We start from the raw sequence: 25,552 nt of genomic DNA, 5'->3' as shown, positions 1-25,552 counted from the left end.
TCTGTCTGATGGCAGGTTTGTTGACGGAAGATGAGAACCAAAGAAAAAGCCCGGCTGGAAAACCAGTCGGGCTTTATTATTGGCAGTCAAACATCAATCCAACGGTAACGCGTTCATCGCGACGCAGAAGATGTTTTCTTGTTTTGTCGCGGCGCGATTAGATCAACCAGCCAGCGGGGTCAGGATGTTCTTCGCCGGTCTTAAGATTTGACAGACCTTTGACAACGCGAACAATGAACCAGACCAATCCGGCCAACAGAACGAACCAGCCGATCAAGATCAAAGACGTGATCGTTCCCACGACGAGAAACAGCATATAGACCCAAAAGGTTCGGATCAGAAAACGATAGTGCGTCTTGGCCCAAACCGGTGCTTCACCTTGTTTGACATAGGCAAAAACCACACCGACCAGTCCGGCCAACGGCATAACAATCCCGACGAGATACAAGATATAAATCAGCCTGATATTTCCGGCGAACGTTTCATCGGAATTCGTTTCAATGCTTACTGAATTTTGGTCGCTCATTTGGTGTCCCATTAATATATTTTACTTTTCCACCAAGGAGTTATCGTCTCCTCGGTCGAATGACATTTGGATTGCAATCTGCGCGTTTTGCAAGAAAAAGATCAAGGACTAGGGGCAATTTTTAATTGCACCTTTTGCCCAGCATAAAGGTTCTTATGCCGCTGTTATTGACTGGTGGGCAGGAGCGCATCCGCAACGGATTTAAGCCGCGCGCTGCATTTCGACAGTTGGAATGTCGCGGTCCGGAACCGGGCCGGTGACCAAAAAACCGAATTTGCGGTAAAACGCCTTGGCGCGTTCGTTATGCGCGACGACGGTCAGACGCACATTGCTACGTGCACCTTTTTCCTCGAGCGCATCTAGCGCTGCGATCATGAGTGCTTTGCCTGCCCCAGTGCCATGGGCCGCCGGATCGACCATGATCCAGTCAATTTCGGGCACATCATGAATGGTGATAACATATCCCAAAAGCTGCTCGTCGATGGTGGCGACAAAGACCGAATGGTTTTCGCAGCCGAGCGCATTTTCGAAAACATCCGTCGATTTCGCGACATAGGCCGCAACCGTTTTGGCGGCGGCATCGCCCATGCCTTCGATGAAATAGGTTGAATCTGTCGCGCGTTTGGTCAGGTCGCGGATGAAAGATAGATCGTCGGCAGTGCCTTCGCGGATCTGCATTTTTTATAAAAGCTCGTGTTCGTTATTTGGACGGGATATCGCGTATCCCGATGATCATCGTGACGTGAATTTCATACCATGTGGCGAATGTCGAGAATTTGAAACATAAGTTTTCCAAATGGTTATGAAGTGCGTCACATCGTAAAGGCCGAGGCTTCGCTGCCTCAAAAGGCTATCGTCTTCGGCGTTTTTTATCGCGATACATTTCAAGATCGGCCACCGCCATCATGTCATCAAGACTTTGGCTGATCGGTTCAAAAAACACCGAAACGCCTGAACTGATTTCGGGTGTTTCGCGGATCGGTGATTTCGACTGCGGGACGGATAGTTTCACATGGGTAAGGGCGTTGCGCACGCGCGCGACAATTGTTGTCAGATCACCCCGGTTCCGCACATAGCCCAGCACCGCAAACTCATCCCCGCCAAAGCGTCCGCAAATATCGACTTCGCGGATGCTATCTTTAATCGCATTGCCAACGGCGCGAAGTGCCGCATCCCCAGCGGCATGGCCGTAATCGTCGTTCCAGTGCTTCATTTTATCAAGATCCATGAAAATGATCCCGATATTGTGCTTATAGCGTTTGGCAATCCGGATTTTCTGCTCGGCCAGCATTTCGAACCCATGCCGGTTGTTAAGCCCCGTCAACGGATCGGTCATCGAGAGGGTCCGCATGATCTGATACTGCTCGTAGAGTTTCAGATCGGCCTCGATCAAATCGCGAAAACATTCGAGTAGCTCTAGCATATCTTTGCCGTACTCGGTCGATTTCCGATCAAACGCACATAGGACACCAAAAACCACACCGTTGGGCCATAAAAGTGGCACGCCGTAATACGAAACATATCCGCGTTCAATCAGGTCCGGGTTATCGGCCCATTCTGGTTTATTGGTGGCATCTGGTTCATAAAAAGGTGCCTTGTTTTGGACAACGCGGCGGCAATAAACATTTCGATCATTCGGTTGCGTTTTGGTCGATATTTCGCGGTGTTCGTTTTCGGGATTTTGGCTGGTCAATGCCGTGCGAAAGCCGTGCTTTTCATGATATTCAAGCACATATCCTGCGGATGCCCCAAGAAGACGGGTGATCAGGTCAACAACACGCTGCCATTTCTCCAACGAGGCCTGCATTGTTTCATCCGTTGCCAGCCAGTCTTGCGTCTTTAGGGTCACCATGTGGTCTGCCTTCATTAATGTCCTCCGTCACATGCCCGCAAAGACCAGAGGTGACTTTTGTTGCCTATTTGCTGTGTATATTTGGTCGCAACCGCGTAAGAACAAGCTGTCTTTTCCATGATTTAGTGGAAGAAACATTTTCCAAACCAAGAATGCACGGATTTTTGCCGCTTTCGGTTGCGATTAAGGATGCTCCATGATGAAGTTGGTTAAACCAAACCAACGAGAACCACGCCCAGAAATGGAGAAGCCGAATGGCAGACGTGATCGATTACACCATCCACGGTGAAGAAATGCAGTTGGTCGAGATCGAACTTGATCCGGGCGAAGGGGTTCGCGCCGAAGCCGGGGCCATGATGTATATGTCTGACGGTATTTCGATGCAGACCGGCACGGGCGGCGGTCTGTTTTCCGGGTTTAAGCGCATGCTGACCGGCGAAGGGTTCTTTATCACAAGCTTTGTCCATGACGGGTCAGAAAAAGGGCATGTCGCCTTTGCCGCACCGTATCCGGGCAAGGTCGTGCCGCTTGATCTTACGACCTATGGCGGCGAAATCATCTGTCAGAAAGATGCTTTTCTGTGCGCGGCGGCGGGCATCGATATTGATGTCGCCTTTTCCAAGAAACTCGGTGCCGGGCTGTTTGGTGGCGAAGGATTTATTCTGCAACGCCTGACAGGCGATGGTTTGGCCTTTGTCCATGCCGGGGGCACGATCATTAAAAAGGAACTTCTGGCGGGCCAAACCCTGCGCGTGGATACGGGCTCCTTGGTCGCCTTAACGCCGTCGGTTGATTATTCCATCAAGTTTATCGGTGGCTTTACCAACGCGCTATTTGGCGGGGAGGGGCTTTTTGTGACCACCCTCGAAGGCCCGGGAACCGTTTGGCTGCAAAGCCTGCCATTCGCCCGTTTGGCCGATCGTATTGCTGCTGCTTTGCCACAAGACCGCAATAGTAAGTAGGTCAGGGGCGGCGCGAAATGATGAGGGCGTTGCAAAGGATCTATTGCGGCATGGGGCATAAAATAGATGCCCCAATCGCCTTTGGCGGTACGTTTGATGTGGCCGCTCACCATATGGTGGGCGGATTTTTTGCATTTTTCGGGTAAAAGGTAATACCAATTTCGTGCATCTCGGCGTAGGGTGGGGCAAATTATTTCAGGTGGTTTGGGTGCCATTTGGGCCTGCCCCAATTTAACGGTCCTGTTTCCGGCCCCTTACCGAACCGAACGCCACTAGGACCAAACGGGGAAAGAAACCGCCCCGCAAAGATGAGGAACGTTATGTCGGATCGTCAGTATGAACGCGTCGAGACCCCGGAAAGTCTGATTGCGACCCTTCGTGAAATGCTCGGAGATCGTCTTTCAACTGCCGCTGCTGTATTGGAACAGCACGGTAAGGATGAAAGCTGGCACGAAGCATCGCCCCCCGATGCGGTTGTGTTCGCAACCAGCACCGAAGAAGTGGCAGAAGTTGTCAAGCTGTGCGCAGCCAACGATGTTCCAATTGTTCCGTTTGGCACGGGTTCATCGCTTGAGGGGCATGTTGCGGCACTTCGCGGTGGGATCTGTATTGACCTTTCACGCATGGATGCGATTCTGGAAGTCAATAACGAGGACCTTGATTGCCGCGTTCAGGCGGGGGTGACCCGTGAACAGCTGAACGATCATTTGCGCGATACCGGTCTGTTCTTCCCGATTGATCCGGGTGCGAATGCGTCCATCGGTGGCATGACAGCAACCCGTGCATCGGGGACCAACGCGGTGCGTTATGGCACCATGCGTGAAAACGTCTTGAACCTGACGGTGGTAACCCCGGACGGCAAAATCATTAAAACTGCCAACCGTGCACGCAAATCATCTGCTGGCTATGATTTGACCCGCTTATTTGTTGGGTCCGAAGGCACCCTGGGTGTGATTACGGAAATCGGCTTGAAGCTTTATGGCATCCCAGAAGCCATGTCCGCTGCTGTTTGCACCTTCCCATCGGTTGAGGCGGCTGTTGATACGGTTATCCTGACCATTCAGGCGGGTATTCCGGTGGCACGTATCGAGTTTCTTGATGAAATGCAGATCCGTGCGATCAACAACTATTCGAAAACAGACCACAAAGAAGCCCCGACCTTGTTCTTTGAATTCCACGGCACTGAGGCCGGGGTGAAGGAACAGGCCGAGTTTGTTCAATCTGTTGCCGAAGAATTCGGTGCGGAGCAATTCCAATGGGCCACCCGTCAGGAAGACCGCAATAAATTGTGGGCCGCCCGTCACAAGGCCTATTACGCGTCGCTTCAGCTTGAACCGGGTAAGGCGGGCATGCCAACCGACGTTTGCGTGCCGATTTCAAAATTGGCCGAAGCCATCAGCGAAACCCGTGCCGATTGTGATGCCAGCCCGCTGACCTGCACGATTGTTGGTCACGTTGGTGATGGCAACTTCCACACTCTGATCCTGCTTGATCCGACCGATGCGGACCAGATGGCCGAAGCGAACCGTTTGCATCACCGGATGGTGGAACGTGCGCTTAAGCTTGGCGGAACCTGCACCGGCGAGCATGGCATTGGCTATGGCAAGCTCGACTTCATGGAAGCCGAGCATGGTGCGGATACTGTTGCGATCATGCGCGCGCTTAAAAACGCGATAGATCCAAAAGGTCTGATGAATCCGGGCAAGCTGATCCCCGGCCTTTAATATCATCAGACTATTTATTTCAGATACGCAAACGGGGCCGAATTTCGGCCCCGTTTTTTATGCTCAGAAGAATTTGGAGTTTATTAGAACCTGAATGACAGCGAGATCGATCCAAATTGATCGCCGCCATCTTGGGCTTTGAATTCTGCTGTGCGATACACGTGGGTATAGGTCAAACGCGCCTGACCAACGATAAAGGCCACACCGACCTGTAAATCACCGACCAGCGGTTCTTTATCGATTGAATTACTGTCGGTGAATGTATTGCCATCCAGCGTGATGTCGCGCAGAACATACCGCCCGGCAACCCCGGCAAACAAATAACCGCTGACCGGGAAGCCCTCGGTGTCAGGGACAAAGAAGTCCGATCCTGGCAGGCTGGGGCGAATGCGCGGGGGGCCGTAATCGGCCGGCAAGTCAAACCCCATACGAAACATCGTACCAACTTCCGCGTTGGTAAAGGCGTTACCCAGTGTCAGCGAGCCGTGCGGTGTTGCATCAAATTCGATGCCGCCAACATTGGCTTCAAACCAACTGCGATATTTCCGTTCATAAGTCAGGCCAATGATCGGTTCGTTCTTGATTTGGTTATCCCACCCTTTGGGCTCCGGACTGTCGATAACTTTATGGACAAATTTCTGCGTTTTGTCGGCATATGATGCCGGACCAACCACGCCCAGCGTCAGTTCAAGGGTATCGATACGCGAATAATTGCTGTCGTCTTCGTTGCGAAGCCCGGTATCAGACAAAAGCCCGGCGGTGCCATACAGCATCCCGGCCCAGGGCCGTTCATTGGGCTGATTTTCCGCAATCGTAATGTCTTCTGGCGTGTACATCGTCTGACCCAGCGAATAGCTGGTGCGAATGCGCCCCTCGGATGCGAAGAACGGTATTTTTTTCGCGACGTTCAAAAAGGCGGCTGGTGCAGAATCTTCGGGCGATACAAAAGCAAGGCGCACACCGTTGGTGTAATGCTGATCACTACTTTGCGGGGTGAAAAGATCATTTTCAACCGACAGCGACACACCCCATTTTTCATCGGGGGTGCGTGTCGACTGCGGCCCGCTTGCGGTGTCGGCCTGCGCGTATGCGTCGTTTGCCGCACCAATTGCGGTGATCAACGAAACCGATAATACCGCAGAATACCGGGCTATTTTGGACAAGGACATGATGCGCGTTACTCGCTAAATCCGATGTGGTGGTGGCCTTTACGGCAAATTCGTTTCTGATTGAGCCCAATTTATGGCGCAGTGTCGCACAGTTTGCGCGCCAGTCCAGACCAATTATAAACTCGGCGCATGCTTGAATGTTCCCGTCCTCATTCCGATTAGAGGGCGAGGGCGAAAACAGGCAATCGCTTTGGTGTTCTAAGGCGCATTTAAGAAATGTGATTGTTGAGTTCAGTTCATGCGCAGTAGCGCACCAAGTGCGCCTACGGCTTAACCTTGGTGCGCTTAATCTTTGCTAAGTAGTTTCAACGCAGTAGCGTTTGCCTTACGGGACTTGGCGGCGCAGACGGGCAGTTTCCGTCTGGCTTGTGTCAATTAACCCGCGATAGGCATGCCAGCTTGAGAAGCCCAAAAGGGGCATAATGATCGCTAAGCCCAACAAAAACACAACCATGCCACAGGCCGATAAGATGGCGATGACGGCTGCCCAGCCGGTCAACACTTTCCAGTTCTTGCGAAACGCCGTGCAACTGATGATGACGGCTGTGATGACATCGACATCCCGATCAACCAGCAACGGAATGGATACGACCGAAACGGCGAACACCATAATCGCAAGTACGCCGCCAAGGATGCTTCCGGTAATCAGGAAGATGATGGCGTCACGCGCAAAGAATGTTGTCCAGAGCAGAACGTCAAGTGATGGAACCGTGCCGTGATAAAACAACGCGAACAACAGCATTGCAATGCGCGTCCAGGCCAAAAAGAACAGCATCAACATGATGCTAATTGCACCGATTTGCCCGGGATTGCGCCGAAAGCCGTTTAAGCTGTGCCACAGGGTAACATTCTCGCCCATTTCAAGGCGGCGGCTCGTTTCATAAAGCCCAACAGCCAACACCGGCGCAAGCAGCATAAAGCCCGCCGCCAGGGGCAGGGTCAGGTGCTGTTGTCCCGTTTGAAAAATGCTTAGAACGACAAGATATCCCGCCAAGACGCAGAACGCGCCATAGGCCAGTCCGATTGCGGGGGCGCGTTTGAAATCCCGCCAACCTGCTTCCAGCCAAGCACCGGATTGGTCGGTGGTGATTTCCCGAATACCGATGCCGCTTATCTTTGGTTCGACCGTGTTGTTTTTCAGATGAATTGTTGTTTCGGTCATTGGTGTCCTCCCTGTCGCTTTTCGCAAAACGATCTTTCGATCACGCATGAAAGTCAGGATTGATATTATTGTTTTATAAAATGTATCATTTTAACCGAGGATTTCCACCATCCAGTTGATTTTAAACCGTGTGTAAAGAACACGTGATGTGCCATTTTAGGGAAATTGGGTTATCTTCTGGTGGGCTGCGGTGTTGTTTTGATCGGTTAAAAATCAAATATTTAATGGTATTCGCACCGGGTCGTAGATCGAAATCACACCAGATGACCGTGGATCTGGACAAACACGGTGATCAAACCTATTTGGCCATCGGAAAAAGAAACAGGGCACAGGTGAACAATATATCGCCATTTTCTGTTGCGAGACGTACACCAAACCCTATGCTTTAAGATTAATAAGCCAACTTTCTAAGGTCACTGCCAATTGGGTAGATGATCTTGCGAGCAAGCGGAGCCTGACTTTTGAAAAAAATCCTTGCCGTTATCGGTGCTGTGCTGGTTGTTCTGATTGCAGCATTGCTAATCATTCCATCCCTGATCGACTGGAATGGCTATAAGGCCCAAGTCAGTCAGGCCGTCCGTGATGCCACGGGACGCGAACTGGTGATCAATGGCGATCTGTCTATGTCGCTGCTCCCGTCGCCGGCTTTATCGGCAGACGAGGTCGCGCTAAGCAATGTCGCCGGTGCCCAAGATGCCAACATGGTGTCGATTTCAGAGGTGCGCGTCTCGGTTGCGATGATGCCGCTTTTGACCGGCACCGTAAAAGTTACCGAAATCAGCCTGATTGATCCGGTCATTTCCATCGAAACATTCGATGATGGCACCAACAATCTTGTGTTTGATCCATCGCAGGCGCCACGATCTGGTCCTGATGCGGGGATGATCACGACGCCAGAATCAGAACAGTCAACCGCCCCAGAAACGCAAAACGACACCGCGGCGGAACCGGCAACGGATGACATCGCCAGCAGCGATGATTTCTCAAGCTCCATCCAGGTTGACCGGCTTGAGATCGAAAACGCGACGATCATTTACCGCGCCCCGGGCAGCGAAGAACGTATCGAAGGGCTGACCGTTGGTATTTCTGCCGATAGCCTGAATGGTCCGTTAGACGGGGAAGGCTATGTCTTTTATCGTGGCATCCCGCTGACCTTTAGTTTTGATGTTGGCCAAATCAGCCAGACAAGCCCGTTCCCGGTGAGTGCCAAGATTGGCATTGATAAAGTCGATGGTGGCATTTCGGTTGGTGGCAAAGTTGATTTGTCGTCGAATAATCCTGGATTTGACGGCCAGATCGAAGGCAAATTTGACGACCTGCGTAAGGCCGCCCAGCGCGTTGCCGGTGAGGATGCCAATATCCCCGATATCGCGGCCAAGCCGTTTGATCTTGGCGGGCATGTAACGGCAAATGCCAAATCAGTGACGCTGAATGATCTTTCGATCCGGTTTGGTGAAACCCGTGGTTCTGGCGCAATTGCCATTGATCAGGAACCGCGTATGCGTGCGGATGTCGCGCTGCGCTTTAACCAGCTTGATCTCGATTCTATTCTGGTGTTGGCCAATGTTGGCGATGGCGAAAACGCATCTGCTGGCAATGGGGGATCGGATGGATCGGCGACGTCGGTTGATGCGCCAAATCCTGATGATGCCCAGTCCATTCCATCGCAAAGCTCGGGCAAATCCGGCTCGGGTAAAGGTCCGATTATTCCAGCTGACCTGACGGCTTCGATTGATTTTGAAGTCGAAACCCTGATTTACAATCAAACCCCGGTTCACAATGCGCGCATTAATGCGGCAATTGCCGACAGCAAAGTGACGCTCAACGAAGTATCAGCCGGCTTGCCCGGTGGTACTGATTTGGCCGTGTTTGGCAGCATTTCGGGCGAAAAATCGACACCGTCCGCTGCGCTTAGCTACGAGATTGCATCGGAAAACATTCGTGCTGTCTTCCGTTGGTTGGGTGTTGATGTTGACGCGGTTCGTGCTGATCGTCTGCGTCGTTTCTCCTTAACCGGTGGGATTAAGGGGACGCCAGAACAGCTGAACATTTCCAATCTGGATATGCGCATTGACGATACCGCCATTCGCGGTGCCGTGGTCGCAAATATGAGCGGTTCTGGTTTGCCGGCCCTTGGTCTTGGGCTTAAGCTCGATCGTATTAACCTTGATCAATACCTTCCAAGCAGCCCAGCTGCGACCGACGGTAAATCTTCTGATGGTTCGTCGGGAACAGCTGGTTCGGGATCCTCGTCGTCTGATGGCGGTACGGATCAAACAGCCAAGACCGATATGGTCAAGCTGATCAAAGATGCCTTGGCACCACTGAACGGGGTGGCGGCAAATTATCGTTTGTCGGCCGATGAAATTATTTCATCAGGTGTATCTGTTCGCGGCATCACCGTGAATGGCAGCATTAACGGCCCGAAAATCGAGCTTACCAATCTTGCGGTTGCGAACGCGGCGGGCCTTTCGGCCAGTGCCAAGGGTACGTTTAATGGTGCCGCTGATGTTCCGACCTTCGACGGTCTGACAATGCGGATCACCGCCAAAACACTCGAACCGTTGGTTAAGCTGACCGGTATTTCTCTTCCGGCGCCGGCAAGCAGCTATAAAAGCGTTCAGGCAAATCTGGCCTTGAACGGTCCGATGACCGGGCCGAAAATTGACCTTGATGTGTCCAATCCGTTGGCACAGGTCAGCGTTAAGGGCGTTTTGGCCAATATCTTTGGCGATAATCCCGGGCTTGATGGCACCGTCGGGGTGCAGGCATCAAGCATGAACCGTGCCCTTGATCTGGTGGCACCAGACTATAACCCATCGGGCAACCTTGGTCGTCTGGCCCTGTCGAGTAAGGTTAAGGGAACCGCACAAAACATCGATTTAAATGATCTGCGGTTGGTTATTGGCGCGTTTGAAACGGCTGGTAACGTTAAGTTCGATGCCACTCAGAGCCAGCCCAAAGTCACGGTCAGCCTTTCGGGGGGCACGTTGGCGGTTGATCCGTTCTTGCCGGGTCAAAAACGTGCTGGTTTGATGCCCGGTGCTGGCAGTGGTCCACGCAAAGCAGCGTTTAACTTGCCGCAAAATACCCACATCACCCGCGTTGATGCCCGCGACGGCACGCCGTGGGATGATACGGTGATTGATGTTTCGGCGTTGCGGTCCATTGATGCTGATATCACGGTTAAACTTGATCGCCTTGATTTCGATACCTATCACCTGATTCAGCCGGATTTGAAGGTTGATCTGGTTGGCGGGTTGATGACCATTTCCAAGCTGAATGGCGTTTTGGGCGATGGTAATCTGGCGATCAACGGCAATTTTGATGCCCGTACTGCCGATGTTCCAAAATTGGCCCTTAAGGGGACCTTGGACGGGGCACGTATTGAAAAATTGACACCGATCCAAGTCGCCAACGATATGGTGATTGGTGGTGTCAAAACCAACTTTGATGTTTCCGCACAGGGTAATACGTCGCGCCGTTTGGTGTCCGCCCTTGGTGGGACGGCCAACTTTGTTCTGAACAATGTACGGTTTAGCAATGCCGACAAACGGTCGGTTGAGCCAAAGCTTAACCTGCAGGCGCTTTTGCGTCAGGGACCGGAATCCATGGTGGTTGAGGGGATTGGCAATAATGATCTTCTTGAAACCCTTGAGGCCGACATCAAGATTACCAACGGTATTGCCAAAACCACCCGCGTTGTCGCGACGTCACGTGTGGGAACGGCGGATGCCGATGCGACCCTTGATCTGCCCAAATGGGTAATGGACACGCGTGCGGACTTTGATTTCTCGGAAAAAATCAATGAAGTGCCGCCGTTCAGCGTCTTTGCCAAAGGCAAAATCGACGATCCGGCGATTTCTGGTCGGATGGATAAGGTCGCGGTGAAGGTTTTGGATAATCTTTTGGACAAGGCCCTTGGCGGGGATGAACCAGGGGAAGATCCGAAGAAGGATGCGGCCAAAGGACTGCTAAAAGGTCTTTTGAATCAGTTCGGTCGCTAATCCGCGTCATTTGACTTTTATCTTTAAAACGGCTCCGCATTGCGGGGCCGTTTTGTTTTTCAAAATCGGCCTTATGAAATGAGCGTCATATAAACGCAAAAAAACCTTAACAAAGCGGTCCGGCTTCTACATGATCCGCCGAACGATTCCCTTTGGTGGTAACGGTTGATTATGTCGGTTAAAAAAACTGCTCTGGATAAGGACCTTAAGTGGCAGCGCCGCATGAATGCGGGGATGGGTGAAACCGCCTCGATCAGTGCGAAGCTTGGTCTGTCACTTTTGTTTCTGGTTGCCTGTAGCGCGTTTGTTGCTTTTCACATGGGTGGCTTGCCGCAAAGTGGATTCCTGATCGCGGCCGCCGTGATTGGCGGTTACATGGCGCTGAATATCGGGGCCAATGACGTGGCCAACAATGTTGGTCCGGCGGTTGGGTCCAAGGCCATTACGATGGTTGGCGCGCTTTTGATCGCGGCAATTTTCGAAGCCGGTGGTGCGATCATTGCCGGTGGGGATGTTGTTGGCACCATCAAGAACGGCATCATTGACCCGACTCAGATGCCCGATGCACAGACATTTGTCTGGGCGATGATGGCAGCCCTTTTGGCAGCGGCCTTGTGGCTTAATCTGGCGACGTGGCTTGGTGCGCCGGTTTCGACCACCCATTCGATTGTCGGCGGTGTCATGGGGGCCGGGATGGCCGCCGTTGGCATCGGGGCTGTTAATTGGCCGACCATGGGGACGATTGCCGCAAGTTGGGTGATTTCGCCTGTTCTGGGTGGTTTGATTGCCGCGGCGTTCCTGGCCTTTATCAAATTTAGAATTCTATATACCGAAGACCGCGTCGCCGCGGCGCGCAAATGGGTGCCAATCCTGGTCGGTGTGATGGTTTCGGCCTTCACCATGTACCTGATGATGAAGGGCATTAAGAAAATCTGGAAAGTCGAAATGCCGGTTGTGATTGCCATTGGCATTGCGGCATTCGTCATTACGGTCCTGCCGGTGCGCAAAGCTGTTTTCCGGGCGTCCGCCAATATGACTGGTCGCCGCAAGGAAATCGCGTCGTTGTTCCGTTTCCCGCTGGTTGTTTCAGCTGCCCTTCTGTCGTTTGCGCATGGCTCGAACGATGTTGCAAACGCAATTGGTCCGTTGGCGGCAATCGTATCAGGGGTGAGCAGCGGCGAAATCGTAACATCGGCACCAATCCCGATCTGGGTGATGGTAATCGGCGCGATTGGCATTTCTGCGGGGCTGATCCTGTTTGGTCCCAAACTGATCAAAACAGTCGGATCAAAAATCACCAAGCTTGATCCGATCCGTGCCTATACCGTGGCCTTGTCCGCGGCATTGACCGTGATTGTCGCATCGGCCCTTGGTTTGCCGGTAAGTTCGACGCACATTGCGGTCGGGGCGGTGTTCGGGGTCGGCTTCCTGCGCGAAAGCCTTAATCATCGTCGGCGCAAGGTCGTTAATCCGCCCATGCTGGTTGATGGGGGCGATAACAACAATGTCGACTTACATCTTGAAGCCTTGCGTCAGATTGATCCAAGCGAAGCCGACAAGGCGGAGAAAAAGTTGCGCAAGCGTCTTTTGGTTCGTCGCCGGTATGCAGTGACGATTGCGACTGCGTGGGTGGTAACGGTTCCTGCCGGTGCGTTCCTTGGTGCTTTGCTGTTCTTCACCATTCGCGGGATCATGCTGTAATTACAGTATAATCTGGTTTGGCGGCGTGATTAGCCGTCTTTCGAGTGGATGATATTTGACGATATGTCTCGGCGGTCAGGCTTTCCTGACCGCCGTTTTTCCTTGACCCGCTTTGGGCTTGGGCGTAAATACCCGGCCAACAACGTCGAACAGAACCCGGTCTTTATCGTCGCCCAATAATGTGGGCCGCGAGATTTGTTATGCGTGGTGTCGACCTTATTGATTGAAGGACAGATAGATGAAAGCCATCATTTTCGGCATTCTGGCCATGGCCGCGACGGTTGTCGCATCAAACATTCTGGTCGAATATCCGCTGCCCGGCGTTCTGGCCGATTGGCTGACCTATGGCGCGTTTACCTATCCGGTGGCGTTTTTGGTTACTGATTTGACCAACCGTGCACGTGGTGCGAAGGCAGCCCGTCTTGTCGTGCTGGCTGGTTTTTCGCTGGCCGTGGTTTTGTCGCTGATTTTTGCAGACACGCGGATCGCGATTGCATCGGGCTCGGCGTTTTTGATTGCTCAGATGCTTGATGTCACCATCTTTGACAAATTGCGTCAGTCCACCTGGTGGAAAGCACCGCTTGTTTCAAGCGGGATTGGGTCGGCTGTCGACACCGCGTTGTTCTTTTCAATCGCCTTTGTTGGCACCGGGCTTCCGTGGCAGACGTGGGCCATGGGTGATTTCACCGCCAAGGTGATCATGGCCGTTACCTGCCTTGCACCGTTCCGTCTTTTGATGGCTGTGATTACCCCGCGCCTGAATACGGAACCTGCACGGGGCTGATATGTCCTGCGTGCTGCTTGTGATTTCTGGCGAAGGGGCGCATATAACGCCCCTTCATTTGTTTTCGTCATAACCCTTAAAACCCGGAATAGCCCCGACCCATGAAAGTCGATCTGTTCGATTTCGAATTGCCGCGTGACTGCATTGCCGAACATCCCGCATCGCCGCGTGATTCCGCGCGTATGCTTGATCTGTCGGGTCATCAAACCCTCGACCGTATTGTGCGCGAACTGCCCGAGATTCTGCGCGATGGTGATTTGCTGATTTCAAATGATACCCGCGTTATCCCCGCGCGCCTGTTTGGCAAACGCGGGGAGGCAAAGGTTGAAGTCACCTTGCATAAGCAAGAAGGCCTTGGAACCTGGGTTGCCTTTGCCAAACCGGCCAAAAAGCTGCGCATCGGCGAAACATTCTGGGTAAATGACGAATTTGAGGCCGAAGTCCTTGATAAAAAGGATGGCGGCGAAGTAGTGCTGCGGTTCAATAAATCCGGTGCGGATTTGATTGCTGCGCTTGAAAAATATGGTGTTATGCCGTTGCCGCCCTATATCCGGCGCGAAACCGGCGGCGATGATCAGGATAAATCTGATTATCAAACCATTTTCGCCCAAAAAGACGGTGCAGTTGCAGCCCCGACCGCGGGATTGCACTTTACCCCGGAGTTGTTGGCCAATCTTGATGCGCGCGGGATTAAGCGCCGCACGATTACGCTGCATGTCGGGGCGGGGACGTTTTTACCGGTGAAGGTCGATGATACCCAAGACCATAAAATGCATGCTGAGTGGGGATCAATTTCGCCCGAAATCGCGGGCCTCATCAACGAAACCCGCGCCAATGGCGGCCGGGTGATTGCGGTTGGCACGACGTCGCTTCGGTTGCTTGAAAGTGCCGCGCGCGAAGATGGGGTGGTTGAACCGTTCGAGGCGGAAACCGACATCTTCATCACGCCGGGCTATAAATTCCGGGCCGTGGATATGTTGTTGACCAACTTCCATTTGCCGCGCTCGACGCTGTTTATGCTGGTGTCGGCCTTTGCCGGGTTTGACCGGATGAAGGCGGCCTATGCTCACGCGATCGAAAACGAATACCGTTTTTATTCTTATGGCGATTGCAGCTTGCTTGAATGCGCCAACAAAATTGATGCACGGACATAATAAGACATGACCGAATTTCGCTATGAACTGCTTGCCCAGGATGGCAAGGCCCGTTTAGGACGCATCCATACCGCGCACGGCGTGATTGATACGCCGACCTTTATGCCGGTTGGGACGGCTGCCACGGTTAAGGGCATGATGCCGGAAAGTGTCGCCGATACCGGTGCGCAGATATTGCTGGGTAATACGTATCATTTGATGTTGCGCCCGGGCGCTGAGCGCATTGCGCGCCTTGGTGGCCTGCATAAGTTCATGAACTGGGATAAGCCGATCCTGACCGACAGTGGCGGGTATCAGGTCATGTCATTGGCGAAATTGCGCAAAATCACCGAAGAAGGTGTGGCCTTCAAAAGCCATATCGACGGGCGCAAGTTTAACCTGACCCCGGAACGTTCGATGGAAATTCAGCATTTGCTGGGATCGACCATCACCATGGCATTTGACGAATGCACGCCGTTCCCGGCGACCGAAAAGCAAGCAACTGACAGCATGCGCATGTCGATGCGCTGGGCAAAACGGTCCAAGGATGCCTTTGTCGAGCGCGAAGGATATGCGCTTTATGGCATTCAACAGGGCAGCGTTTTTGAAAACCTGCGCCGTGAAAGTTCCGAAAAGCTGGCGGAACTTGACCTGCCTGGGCATTCGGTTGGTGGTCTTGCAGTTGGCGAAGGTCAGCAGGTCATGTTCGATACGCTTGATTTCTGTGTCGATATGCTGCCAGCCAATAAGCCGCGTTACCTGATGGGGGTCGGCAAGCCATCTGACCTGGTCGGGGCTGTCTTGCGCGGGATTGATCAGTTTGACTGCGTATTGCCGACCCGTTCGGGGCGTAATGCGCAGGCATTTACCCATCGTGGGACGTTGAACCTGAAAAACGGCCGTCACCGTGATGATGATCGTCCGTTGGATGATCAGTGCGGATGCCCGGCCTGCACGAAATATTCGCGCGCCTATTTGCATCACCTGATCAAATCGGGCGAGATGTTGGGGGCCATGCTGCTGACGTGGCACAACCTTGCCTATTATCAGGATCTGATGCGCGATATGCGCACCGCGATTTCCGAAGGCCGCATGGACGCGTTTGCACGTGATTTTCAGGCCGCACAGGAAGGCGGGGATATTGATCCAGTGCCGATTACCAAGGACTAAGGAAAACCGTCATGGCCGATCAAACCATCTATGACAATCTGACGATGCTGGGTAGTGACACTGCACAGCCAGCATCCCCGGACGAAGCCGTTTTGGAACGCGTTGCCAATCCGCAGGCAGGAACCGATTACTGCGTGCGCTTTGTCGCGCCGGAATTTACGTCCCTTTGCCCGATGACCGGTCAGCCGGACTTCGCCCATTTGGTGATTGATTACATCCCGGGCGACTGGCTGGTGGAAAGCAAGTCATTGAAGCTGTTTTTGACATCGTTCCGTAATCACGGATCCTTCCACGAAGATTGCACGATCAAGGTTGGCAAGCGCATTATTGAAATCCTTGATCCGAAATGGCTGCGCATTGGCGGATATTGGTATCCGCGCGGCGGCATCCCGATTGACGTGTTCTATCAAACCGGCCCAGCCCCCGAAGGTGTTTGGATCCCCGATCAGGGTGTTGCCCCGTATCGCGGTCGTGGCTGATACTGACCTTTGCCAGCACATCGTAAAATTTAAGGCCGCCTTGGAAACGAGGCGGCCTTTTCTTTTCGGCGACCCTAAGCGCGACTTTAATCAAATTAATTGAGAATTATTCGCATTGTCATTTTTTTCTGTTCCTGCTACTGCAAAGGGCAACAGCAAACATCGGCTGTTTTTTCGATAAGCATGGTTGGGAATGATGATGGCGCGTCACGGCGCATCGGTCTTGATGGCAAGTTTTCAGGAAAACTATGAACAGCTTTTGCGGTTTTTGACACGGAAGCTGAATGGTGATTCCCAGTGCGCGGCCGATGTGGTCCAGGATACCTATGTCAGGCTTGCCAAAACATCCAACACTGACGAACAGATAGATAATCCGCGTGCCTATATTTATCGTATGGCGGGAAACCTTGCGATTGATCGCATTCGCCATGATCGCCGGATGTCGGCACGGTTTGACGGCGATGCGCAAGATACCGACATCCACGACCCAAAGCCTGGACCAGAAACCATTTTTCTGTCACGTGAACAGATCATGTTGCTGGATCAGGCACTGGAAAAACTGCCTGAAAATGCACGTGCCGCACTTTTGATGTTTCGGGTCGAAGGGTTGTCGCACAATGAGATCGCTGAACGGTTGGGGGTGTCCAACAGTATGGTGGCCAAATATATTGCCCGTGCGCTCAAGCATTGTCGCGACGCTCTTGTGACCGGGGGCGAAAAATAATGTCAAAAAGTTTTATCGATCCAGGCAGGCTCGTTCGTCTTATGACTAGAGACCAAATTTCTGGGGCGGTCAGCCAACAGTTTTGGGGATACAGGTTTTGACGGCGGGTGGACTAGGGCAACAGCAGGCGATGCTAAACGCCTATGACGATGACATGATCGCGCTAAGCGATCAGGCCATTGAATGGCTTGTGCGTTTGCATTCAGGGGACGCAACACCGGCGGAGTATGCGGCTTTTGATGCATGGCGCAGTCAAAGTGATGACCATCAACGCGCCGCTGTTGATGCGGAAACCCTTCTTGGTGCTGTTGATGAAACCAATGTTGCTAAAAACTGGGCAGGGGCACGGGCTAAATTTGCGTCGCCCAATCACCTCGCAATGCCTTCTCGCGGGCGCCGGCCAGTAAATTCTCGGCCACGCGCCGCAATTGCCACACGTCGTACCGTCATCGCAATGGCATCGCTGTGCGCGGTGCTTGCTTTGATGATCGTCGGCGGTATTCAGGGAACCGGGATTTTGGATCGCTGGAATGCCGATTACAGTACCGGGATCGGACAATTTGAAACGGTAACACTGCCAGATGGCACGGTTGCACACATGAATACCGCCTCTGCATTTTCTGTTGATTATTCCGATGACGTGCGGCGCATTGATCTTACGGCGGGTGAGGTGATCTTTGAGGTTGCCAAGGATGCAGAACATCCTTTCATCGTCTCGGTCCTCGGCGGTGAAGCCATGGCGGTCGGCACGGTGTATGGGGTGCGGATTGATGGTGATCATACCAGGGTTACTGTTCAGGAAGGCATTGTCGAAGTTAGTAACGGAACGGGTAAGGCAGTGCGTCTTCTGGCAGGGGAACGGGCATCTTATCAGGTTGGAATGCCACCGGTACTTGGGAATGACATCAATCTTGCGACCTATGGCAGTTGGCAACGCGGCAAACTGATTTTCAACAGACTGTCGCTTGGTGATGTGATTGATGAAGTTCAGCGTTACCAGACGAGCAGCATCATTATTGCGCGTGATCGGCTGCGGGACTTGAAAGTCACGGGTGTTTTTGACATTGCCGAACTTGATGATCTGTTGGCGTCGCTTACGCAAACAACCGGTGCAAGCGTTTTGAATTTGCCACTCGTGACGGTGATCTATTAAGGCGCGAAGCGCCGATATTTCAAAGTATTTTCAGAAAAATTGGAAAAGCGGGTGCAAATCTCGTTACCCGGGATCGTCATAAGGTCAAAAGCGAATGATTGTGGTTATTAACATCATTCGCAAAAGGGGAAATCAACCGGAAGGCCTTATGATGAATTCAGGTAATGCGATGACGCTGACAACGGCCGATCAGGCGTCAGTTCACCCTGCAAGCGGCATGCGCAATCAGTGGATACGCCATCTTGTGGCGACCACCCTTATTTCCGGGGTTGTCGTAACCAGCCCATGGCAGGCAATGGCGACTGCACTTGACACGGATGTTCAGAGTATCGAGGTTGCGCAGTCAACGCTGGTGACGCTTGATATTCCAGCACAGGAGCTTGACCGCGCGCTCACCAGTTTTGCCGATCAGGCTGGTGTAAAACTGTTCTTTCCGTCCGAAGCTCTGAATGGGCTTGAAGCACAGGCCCTTCATGGGGAAATGTCGGTTGATGCAGCCCTTGGTGCGCTTTTAAGCGGAACCGGTTTCACGTGGCGCTATACCGACGGTGGCACGATCACAATTCGAAAGGTCGCGGCCAGCGGTGTGAATGTGCTGGATCCGGTGCGTGTCGATGCAAATGCCATCGATGAGCAACCCGATGGCCCTGTTGCAGGATATATTGCACGCCAATCACAGGCAGCGACCAAGACCGGCACGCCGATCCTTGAAACGGCTCAAAGCATATCGGTGGTGACCAAAGATCAGATGGAAGATCAAGGTTCGCAGACGGTGATGCAGGCATTGCGCTATACGCCGGGTGCCTTTACCGGGCAAGTCGGGGCATCTAACCGTTATGATTATGTGATTTTGCGTGGCCTGGTTGATCGCAGCATCGACAATATCTATCTCGATGGCTTAAAAACCATGAGCGATGATTCGACCTATAGCTCGATGCAGATTGATCCCTATTTTGTCGAACGTGCTGATGTCGTCAAAGGCCCTGCGTCCGTTCTTTATGGCCGCAGTTCCCCCGGTGGTCTGGTCGCCCTTTCAAGCAAAAAGCCTCAATTCGAGCAGCAAGGCGAGGTAGAGGTTTCCTATGGCAGCCGCAATCAGCGTGGGCTCGGCTTTGATTTAACCGGACCGTTGGATGATGCGGGGAAATTTGCTTATCGCATTGTTGGCAAGGCAGATGCATCCGATACCCAGTTCGAAGGTGCCGAAGAAGAACGCTATACTATCGCGCCATCCCTGACAGCGAATGTGAGTGACGATACACGCATTACGCTGATGGGTTATTTCCAAAAAGACCCGGAGGGAGGCACGCATAACGGTCTGCCATCCGAGGGCACGCTGTTTCCGCGCAATGGGCAATATATTTCAAACAATTTCTTTGACGGTGATCCGGCATTAGAAAGTTTCGAACGCACCCAAAATATGGTTGGCTATGAGTTCGAACATGATTTCGGTGACACTTGGACGGTGCGCCAGAATTTCCGTTTTCTTGATGCGGATGTCCATCTTGACCAAGTTTACCAGGAAGGCTGGAGCGGTGCCTCCAACGAACTGAGCCGTACCTATGGTGGTGGGGATGAGAGCCTTCGGGCCTTTACGGTGGATAACCAGGCCGAAGCCAATTTTGTTACCGGCAATGTCGATCATACTGTTCTGATGGGTTTCGACTATCAAAACCGCAAGACCGAAAACGAGTGGCAGTTCCTGGGTGCATCAAATCTTGATGCCTTCAATCCGGTTTATGGTAATCCGGGGGTAACCCTTGGGGCGCCGACCAGCAGCAATAGTCGGTCATTAGAACAGTCGGGACTTTATGTCGCAGATCAACTGGAATACGGGAACTGGCGGTTCTCGTTTGGTCTTCGTCAAGACTGGTTGGAAACCAGCAACCTCAATCGTCTGACAAATGTAGAACAGAGCGAAGATCGCAGCAAGCTGACGAAACGTGGAGGTGTGCTTTATCTGTTTGATAATGGCATCGCACCCTATTTTAACTATTCAGAATCCTTTAATCCCAGCCTGTCGAGCGACGCATCGGGCAAGCCGCTGGAGCCGACCGAAGGTACGCAGTATGAAGTCGGGGTAAAGTTTCAGCCTGAAGGTAGCAACACGATGCTGAGTGCTGCGGCTTTTCACATCGAGCAGGAAAATGCTGCAATCTATAATAATTCGACATTTGCCTATGAGCCAATCGGAACGATTGAGTCACAGGGACTTGAGCTTGAAGCACGCACTGATCTGACAGAAAGTCTCAGTATCCTTGCTGGCTATACTTTCACAGATGCGTCCTATGATGCACCCGGTTCAGTCAAAGATGGTAATCGCCCGCAGCAGGTGCCCGAGCATATGGCATCTCTTTGGGGTCATTACCGCTTTCTTGATGGGGCTTTGGACGGGCTCGGGATCGGTGCAGGTGTTCGCTATGTCGGGGAAACCGCTGCAAACGAGGCTAATACGATTACGGTACCGGATTATACTCTTGTGGATGTCGTGCTGAATTATGACCTTACTCAGCTTGGGATGAATAATGCTGATGTCCGACTGAACATCAATAACTTGATGGACGAAAAATATGTCTCGTCATGCTTGATTACCCAGTGGTCTGATAACTGTTATTATGGGGAAGAACGGACCATTTTGGCAACCTTGCGGTATAAGTTCTAGGCAGTCCGGACTGTTTTCAAAGGCCGTAGCTTTTTGCTGCGGCCTTTTGCGTTTTTGTTAGATGACGATATAAGGCAGAGAACAGAGAGAACTAAAGTGAACCCGAAATTCTGCCATGACAGTTGCAGCTGCCATCACCTTTGAAGACCTTCAGGCCAAAGCCCGTGAAATCGGCTTTGACGTCTGTGGCGTTGCGCGTCCGAACATTGATGCGCGCAATCAAAAACGGCTAGATGAGTTTGTGGCGGGTGGTGAATACGGATCGATGGACTGGATGAATGATCCGGAACGGTTGCCGCGTCGGCGCGATCCGATGATGCTGTGGCCTGATGTGAAATCCGTAATTGTTCTGGGCAGCAATTATGGTCCGGCGGAAAATCCGATGGCGCTGCTTGATCATCCCGACCGGGCAATGATTTCGGTATATGCCAAGAACAAAGATTATCACGACCTGATCAAAAAGCGTCTGAAGCAACTGGCCCGCTGGTTGATGGAAAAGGCGCAAAAATCTGGCGCAGACGGCGAACAGGTTAAGGTATTTGTTGATACGGCCCCGGTGCTTGAAAAACCGTTGGGTCAATCAGCCGGGATTGGTTGGCAGGGCAAGCACACCAATCTTGTCTCGCGCGAATTTGGTAGTTGGCTGTTCTTGGGGGAGGTGTTTACGACGCTTGAATTTGCCGATGCCACGCCGGAAATTGATCACTGCGGGTCTTGTTCAAAATGCCTGTCGGCCTGTCCGACCGATGCGTTTCCCGCCCCCTATAAGCTTGATGCACGCAAATGCATTTCATATCTGACTATCGAGCATGATGACGTGATCCCCATGCAATTTCGCCGTGCGATGGGCAATCGTATTTATGGCTGTGATGATTGTTTGGCAGCTTGTCCGTGGAACAAGTTTGCCTCACGGACCGAAGAATTGGCGTTTATCCCGCGCGCGGAACTGACAGCCCCACGATTGGCAGATTTTCTCGAACTTGATGATGGGGAATTTCGCGCCTTCTTTACCGGATCACCGATCAAACGTATTGGCCGGGCCAAGTTCCTGCGCAACGTTTTGATTGCCACGGGCAATAGCGGGACAGCCAATCTTATTCCGCGCGTTGAAAAGCTTCTGTCTGATGAAAGTCCCCTGATCCGGGCAAGTGCGGTTTGGGCATTGAGCCAACTTATGGCACCCGATGCCTTTGCCGCCCTTAAGGCCGTTCATTTTGCAGATGAACAAAATCCAACCGTGCGCGAAGAATGGGATCAGGCAACCAACACCGCCTGACCTTCCTTAGATATCAAAATCAATAAAATCAAAATGATAGCGAAGCCCGCCGTCCGGGTCGGCAAAGGCAATGCCATATCCCGGCACCAGCGGATTACGGTCTTCCAGTTCTTCTTCTTTGTCGTGACGGAAATCAAGCGGCTCACCGCGCTGGGTGCTGGCCGCCAAAAGAAACGGCACGCCTTGCCACGTTCCGGTGGCGGGACGGTGCAAATGGCCAAAGAACATGTGCTTGATCTGTGGGTTGGCCTTTACGATTTCGGCCAATTCCTGATCGGCATCAAGTCGAATGGTATCCATAAATGGCATGCCCATTTCGAACGGCGGGTGATGCATGAACAGGAATGTCGGTGTGTCCTGATGGGCGCTCAGTTCTTCGCGCAGCCAGCCAAGCCGTTTGTCACATAATGTGCCGTGATGCGCACCGGGAACGATGCTGTCCATCATGATAAACCGTATCCCGCCAAACAGTGAGGCGTGGCTAATGAACCCGTTTGGATCGACTGGTGTATCGGGGAATGCTTCGCACAATGCCAACCGTTCGTCATGATTTCCGGGGATCAAGATATACGGAATTTCAAGGGTACCGAGAATTTCAGCGGCTTGTTCATATTGGTCAGGACGACCATGATGGGTGATGTCGCCCGTGATGACGCAAATTTCCGCATCGCGGTGGTATTTGTTGATTTCACCGATCACCTTGCGCAGGGTTGCGGCCCCATCGGGCTTCCGTGAATAATCGCCGCGCGCCAGAATATGCGTGTCGGAAAGATGTATGAATTTCATGGCGATGCCCTATCATGATCGCAAAGATGATTGAAATCATGTCCGTTTTTGAACTGCGTGCAAAGTTATAAATGCCAATGGATGATACGGTTCGTAAAAGATCAGTGACAATCGCCGGGCACCGCACCAGCTTTTCACTTGAAGATGCGTTTTGGCAGGAACTTTTGGGACTTGCTGAACGCCGTAATAAGACCCTGGCGGAACTGGTGGTCGAAATCGACAGTGCACGCGATGGCAATCTTTCAAGTGCATTGCGCCTTTATGTCCTGCGCGATCTTCAAGCACGTTTGGCGGCGGCAACGCACACAAACGATGCATTCGATACCAGCGAAACCGAAGACTTTTCCGGCATTGAGTAAGCAAGCGCCATAAAGCAGGAACAGGGCGATGTGCGGTATTGCAGGTGCAACATCAAACAGCGATCAAGCATCCCTTGCCGATGCCGTAAAACGTCTTTCGCATCGCGGCCCTGATGATCAACGCCTATGGCGCGATCCCCAAAAAGCCTGCGCACTAGCTTGTGCGCGCCTTGCCACTACTGACCTGTCATTTGATGGCGCGCAGCCGATGGTTTCAGGCGATGGGCGGTTTGTTTTGGCCTTTAACGGCTATATCGCCGGTCATCGCCGGATGCTTGCGGAGCTTAAGCAACAAGGCATTTCAACACGCGGTCAAAGCGATGCGGAACTGGTTCTGCATGTCCTGACACAGGCGATCACACGCAGTGCAAGCATTACTAACGCGTTGTCATCTTTGTCGGGGCAATATGCCTTGGCGTTATGGGATTGTGATCAGGCCAGTTTGTATCTGGCCCGTGATCCGCTTGGCATTAAACCGCTTTATGTGATGGACCGCCCAGATGGTCATCTGGCATTTGCGTCGGAAATACCCGCACTTTCGGCATTCGGGCCGTTACGACCTGATGAAAATGTGCGATCCGAATATTTCGCGCACTTGTTTGTTCCCTCGCCAGCAAGCGGATCTGTCGATGTGACTTTGTTGGCACCCGGGCGTGTCCTGTGTTGGCAGGGTGGGCAGGTGACGAATAGCCAAATCCCCCATCCTGCAAAAGGTACCGTCAGGCCAACAGGTCGCCTCCAAAATCAAACCGATGAAACGCATCAAATCGAAACTTTGCGCGCTGCTGTTTGGCAATCGGTCGCCGATGCAATGCATGCGGATTGTTCGGTTGGTACCTTGGTGTCGGGTGGATTGGATAGTGCCGGTGTTGCGGCTATGGCAAGTGCCATTGCCCGTGAACGTGGCCAACCGCCGCCCGTTGGTTTTGTGATGGGGTTTTCAAACCCTTCGCTTGATGAAACCGACGCCGCCCGACACCTTACCCGACATTTGGGGCAGGAGCTTCACGTCATCCCTGCGCCCGAAAAACCGCACGAGATTTTTGACGGATTGCAAGCCGCACTGCAAAGCATCGGTGCGCCTTTCGCCAATCCATCTGTAGTGCTGATGAGTAGTCTGTCGCGCACGGTTGGGAACCACGTAAAAGTGTGTTTGTCGGGCGATGGGGGGGATGAGCTTTTTGGTGGCTATCCGCGCTATCGGGCGGCACGTCTGTTTGAACAATATTGGCGCCATCTACCAGTGCCGATCCGTCGGTGTGCTGCGCAAATATTTGGTGAAAATAGTGCCCGCAACACGGCGCGTTTTGTTGCTGGGGGGCAGGGGAGCGCCAGACAAGCCTTTGAAGCATGGAATAATAGATGCGCAATTGCCGAGTTAAATTCTGGTTTGATCGATTGGGATATTGAACGTGATACCCCGATAGCCGACGCAATGATGGCATTTGACCGTGATGTTACCCTACCGGGCAATCAGTTGATGATGTCAGATCGCATGGGTATGGCGTTTGGGCTGGAATATCGATTGCCGTTGCTTGGCCATGAAGTGGTACGGGTGGCAGCGGGGATGAGTGCCGTCCAACATGTGGGCAATGGTGGGAAAGACATTTGGCGCAAGGCGATCAGTCCTTACTTGCCCAAGGATCATATCGGTCGACCAAAAATTGGTTTTAACCCGCCCACACATGATTGGCTGGCAAAGGTTTGTACCTATGTTTGGGGCGATGCGCCGGCGATTACGCACGCCCTTTTTGAAGGCTTTGACGTGCCAGAAGACAAACAAGGTGCGTATTGGCAGCAAGCGATTTCAGGGCGCGCACCGGATATGGCACTTACGCTTTGGGCGTTGATGGTGTGGCAGATTTGGCAAGACGATGGATTGGGCAAGCCGCCGCGTGTTTAAGGCAAAGAAATAACGCATCC

20 protein-coding genes are annotated in these 25,552 nt (G+C 52.6%); 14 read left to right on the top strand and 6 right to left on the bottom strand.

The features are described 5' to 3' along the window. Positions 1-157 precede the first annotated feature (157 nt). From HCZ99_RS14460 to HCZ99_RS14450, 3 genes are all read right to left on the bottom strand, one after another. The gene (locus tag HCZ99_RS14460; RefSeq protein ID WP_217701513.1) at positions 158-526 is read right to left on the bottom strand and encodes a DUF4870 family protein; all 369 of its coding nucleotides are present in this window, start codon (positions 524-526) and stop codon (positions 158-160) included. A gap of 201 nt (positions 527-727) precedes the next feature. After that, the gene (locus tag HCZ99_RS14455; protein WP_167447714.1) at positions 728-1,204 is read right to left on the bottom strand and encodes a GNAT family N-acetyltransferase; all 477 of its coding nucleotides are present in this window, start codon (positions 1,202-1,204) and stop codon (positions 728-730) included. A gap of 172 nt (positions 1,205-1,376) precedes the next feature. Beyond that, positions 1,377-2,393 carry a sensor domain-containing diguanylate cyclase gene (locus HCZ99_RS14450; protein WP_254869627.1) on the bottom strand — a complete coding sequence of 339 codons (1,017 nt, stop codon included), beginning with the start codon at positions 2,391-2,393 and terminating at the stop codon, positions 1,377-1,379. A gap of 239 nt (positions 2,394-2,632) precedes the next feature. On the opposite strand from HCZ99_RS14450, the gene HCZ99_RS14445 reads away from it, so the two are divergent. Continuing rightward, positions 2,633-3,340 (top strand): TIGR00266 family protein, encoded by a 708-nt coding sequence (locus HCZ99_RS14445; RefSeq protein ID WP_167447713.1) that lies wholly within the window; start codon positions 2,633-2,635, stop codon positions 3,338-3,340. A 320-nt stretch (positions 3,341-3,660) separates the two neighbouring features. Then, positions 3,661-5,064: an FAD-linked oxidase C-terminal domain-containing protein gene (locus HCZ99_RS14440; protein ID WP_167447712.1), complete on the top strand. Its 1,404-nt coding sequence runs from the start codon at positions 3,661-3,663 to the stop codon at positions 5,062-5,064. A gap of 83 nt (positions 5,065-5,147) precedes the next feature. On the opposite strand, the gene HCZ99_RS14435 is transcribed toward HCZ99_RS14440, so the two are convergent. Further along, positions 5,148-6,233 (bottom strand): lipid A deacylase LpxR family protein, encoded by a 1,086-nt coding sequence (locus HCZ99_RS14435; protein WP_167447711.1) that lies wholly within the window; start codon positions 6,231-6,233, stop codon positions 5,148-5,150. Between the two features lie 325 nt (positions 6,234-6,558). Continuing rightward, positions 6,559-7,395, bottom strand: a complete 837-nt coding sequence (locus HCZ99_RS14430) for a DUF2189 domain-containing protein (RefSeq protein ID WP_167447710.1) — start codon at positions 7,393-7,395, stop codon at positions 6,559-6,561. Positions 7,396-7,856: 461 nt separating this feature from the next. On the opposite strand from HCZ99_RS14430, the gene HCZ99_RS14425 reads away from it, so the two are divergent. The 10 genes from HCZ99_RS14425 (at position 7,857) to queG (ending at position 22,484) form a co-directional block, all read left to right on the top strand. After that, positions 7,857-11,402 (top strand): AsmA family protein, encoded by a 3,546-nt coding sequence (locus HCZ99_RS14425; protein ID WP_167447709.1) that lies wholly within the window; start codon positions 7,857-7,859, stop codon positions 11,400-11,402. Between the two features lie 171 nt (positions 11,403-11,573). Next, positions 11,574-13,103, top strand: coding sequence for an inorganic phosphate transporter (locus HCZ99_RS14420; protein WP_167447708.1), 1,530 nt, complete (start codon positions 11,574-11,576; stop codon positions 13,101-13,103). A gap of 238 nt (positions 13,104-13,341) precedes the next feature. Continuing rightward, complete coding sequence (locus HCZ99_RS14415) at positions 13,342-13,887, top strand: queuosine precursor transporter (protein ID WP_167447707.1); 546 nt, start codon at positions 13,342-13,344, stop codon at positions 13,885-13,887. A gap of 101 nt (positions 13,888-13,988) precedes the next feature. After that, positions 13,989-15,041 (top strand): tRNA preQ1(34) S-adenosylmethionine ribosyltransferase-isomerase QueA, encoded by a 1,053-nt coding sequence (queA, locus tag HCZ99_RS14410; RefSeq protein WP_167447706.1) that lies wholly within the window; start codon positions 13,989-13,991, stop codon positions 15,039-15,041. 6 nt (positions 15,042-15,047) lie between these two features. Continuing rightward, a complete protein-coding gene (tgt, locus tag HCZ99_RS14405) occupies positions 15,048-16,190 on the top strand; it encodes a tRNA guanosine(34) transglycosylase Tgt (protein ID WP_167447705.1) in 1,143 nt (380 codons plus the stop codon). Between the two features lie 11 nt (positions 16,191-16,201). Then, a complete protein-coding gene (queF, locus tag HCZ99_RS14400; RefSeq protein ID WP_167447704.1) occupies positions 16,202-16,669 on the top strand; it encodes a preQ(1) synthase in 468 nt (155 codons plus the stop codon). 199 nt (positions 16,670-16,868) lie between these two features. Beyond that, positions 16,869-17,393, top strand: a complete 525-nt coding sequence (locus HCZ99_RS14395) for an RNA polymerase sigma factor (RefSeq protein ID WP_167447703.1) — start codon at positions 16,869-16,871, stop codon at positions 17,391-17,393. Positions 17,394-17,490: 97 nt separating this feature from the next. Next, positions 17,491-18,546: a FecR family protein gene (locus tag HCZ99_RS14390; RefSeq protein ID WP_167447702.1), complete on the top strand. Its 1,056-nt coding sequence runs from the start codon at positions 17,491-17,493 to the stop codon at positions 18,544-18,546. 148 nt (positions 18,547-18,694) lie between these two features. Further along, positions 18,695-21,208, top strand: coding sequence for a TonB-dependent siderophore receptor (locus HCZ99_RS14385; RefSeq protein ID WP_254869626.1), 2,514 nt, complete (start codon positions 18,695-18,697; stop codon positions 21,206-21,208). A gap of 115 nt (positions 21,209-21,323) precedes the next feature. After that, positions 21,324-22,484, top strand: a complete 1,161-nt coding sequence (gene queG / locus HCZ99_RS14380; protein WP_167447701.1) for a tRNA epoxyqueuosine(34) reductase QueG — start codon at positions 21,324-21,326, stop codon at positions 22,482-22,484. Positions 22,485-22,490: 6 nt separating this feature from the next. Here queG and HCZ99_RS14375 read toward each other — a convergent pair whose 3' ends face one another. Further along, positions 22,491-23,270 (bottom strand): phosphodiesterase, encoded by a 780-nt coding sequence (locus tag HCZ99_RS14375; protein ID WP_167447700.1) that lies wholly within the window; start codon positions 23,268-23,270, stop codon positions 22,491-22,493. Positions 23,271-23,347: 77 nt separating this feature from the next. On the opposite strand from HCZ99_RS14375, the gene HCZ99_RS14370 reads away from it, so the two are divergent. Together HCZ99_RS14370 and asnB are read left to right on the top strand one after the other, a co-directional pair. After that, entirely contained in the window at positions 23,348-23,629 is a 282-nt protein-coding gene (locus HCZ99_RS14370) for a ribbon-helix-helix domain-containing protein (protein WP_167447699.1), read from the top strand. Between the two features lie 28 nt (positions 23,630-23,657). Then, positions 23,658-25,532, top strand: a complete 1,875-nt coding sequence (gene asnB, locus HCZ99_RS14365; protein WP_167447698.1) for an asparagine synthase (glutamine-hydrolyzing) — start codon at positions 23,658-23,660, stop codon at positions 25,530-25,532. Positions 25,533-25,552: the final 20 nt, after the last annotated feature.

Source organism: Thalassospira lucentensis (assembly GCF_011806425.1).
Lineage (GTDB): Bacteria > Pseudomonadota > Alphaproteobacteria > Rhodospirillales > Thalassospiraceae > Thalassospira > Thalassospira lucentensis_B.
Note: the sequence above shows the minus strand (reverse complement) of the source record. Positions and strands in the feature narration are given on the sequence as shown.

Coding starts and splice junctions, on each gene's coding strand:
- HCZ99_RS14455 (WP_167447714.1), bottom strand. CDS start 1,204: ATGCAGATCCGCGAAGGCACTGCCGACGATCTATCTTTCATCCGCGAC.
- HCZ99_RS14440 (WP_167447712.1), top strand. CDS start 3,661: ATGTCGGATCGTCAGTATGAACGCGTCGAGACCCCGGAAAGTCTGATT.
- queA (WP_167447706.1), top strand. CDS start 13,989: ATGAAAGTCGATCTGTTCGATTTCGAATTGCCGCGTGACTGCATTGCC.
- tgt (WP_167447705.1), top strand. CDS start 15,048: ATGACCGAATTTCGCTATGAACTGCTTGCCCAGGATGGCAAGGCCCGT.
- HCZ99_RS14370 (WP_167447699.1), top strand. CDS start 23,348: ATGGATGATACGGTTCGTAAAAGATCAGTGACAATCGCCGGGCACCGC.
- HCZ99_RS14420 (WP_167447708.1), top strand. CDS start 11,574: ATGTCGGTTAAAAAAACTGCTCTGGATAAGGACCTTAAGTGGCAGCGC.
- HCZ99_RS14385 (WP_254869626.1), top strand. CDS start 18,695: ATGATGAATTCAGGTAATGCGATGACGCTGACAACGGCCGATCAGGCG.
- HCZ99_RS14395 (WP_167447703.1), top strand. CDS start 16,869: ATGGCGCGTCACGGCGCATCGGTCTTGATGGCAAGTTTTCAGGAAAAC.
- HCZ99_RS14445 (WP_167447713.1), top strand. CDS start 2,633: ATGGCAGACGTGATCGATTACACCATCCACGGTGAAGAAATGCAGTTG.
- HCZ99_RS14430 (WP_167447710.1), bottom strand. CDS start 7,395: ATGACCGAAACAACAATTCATCTGAAAAACAACACGGTCGAACCAAAG.
- asnB (WP_167447698.1), top strand. CDS start 23,658: ATGTGCGGTATTGCAGGTGCAACATCAAACAGCGATCAAGCATCCCTT.
- HCZ99_RS14435 (WP_167447711.1), bottom strand. CDS start 6,233: ATGTCCTTGTCCAAAATAGCCCGGTATTCTGCGGTATTATCGGTTTCG.
- HCZ99_RS14415 (WP_167447707.1), top strand. CDS start 13,342: ATGAAAGCCATCATTTTCGGCATTCTGGCCATGGCCGCGACGGTTGTC.
- HCZ99_RS14450 (WP_254869627.1), bottom strand. CDS start 2,393: ATGAAGGCAGACCACATGGTGACCCTAAAGACGCAAGACTGGCTGGCA.
- queF (WP_167447704.1), top strand. CDS start 16,202: ATGGCCGATCAAACCATCTATGACAATCTGACGATGCTGGGTAGTGAC.
- HCZ99_RS14375 (WP_167447700.1), bottom strand. CDS start 23,270: ATGAAATTCATACATCTTTCCGACACGCATATTCTGGCGCGCGGCGAT.
- queG (WP_167447701.1), top strand. CDS start 21,324: ATGACAGTTGCAGCTGCCATCACCTTTGAAGACCTTCAGGCCAAAGCC.
- HCZ99_RS14460 (WP_217701513.1), bottom strand. CDS start 526: ATGAGCGACCAAAATTCAGTAAGCATTGAAACGAATTCCGATGAAACG.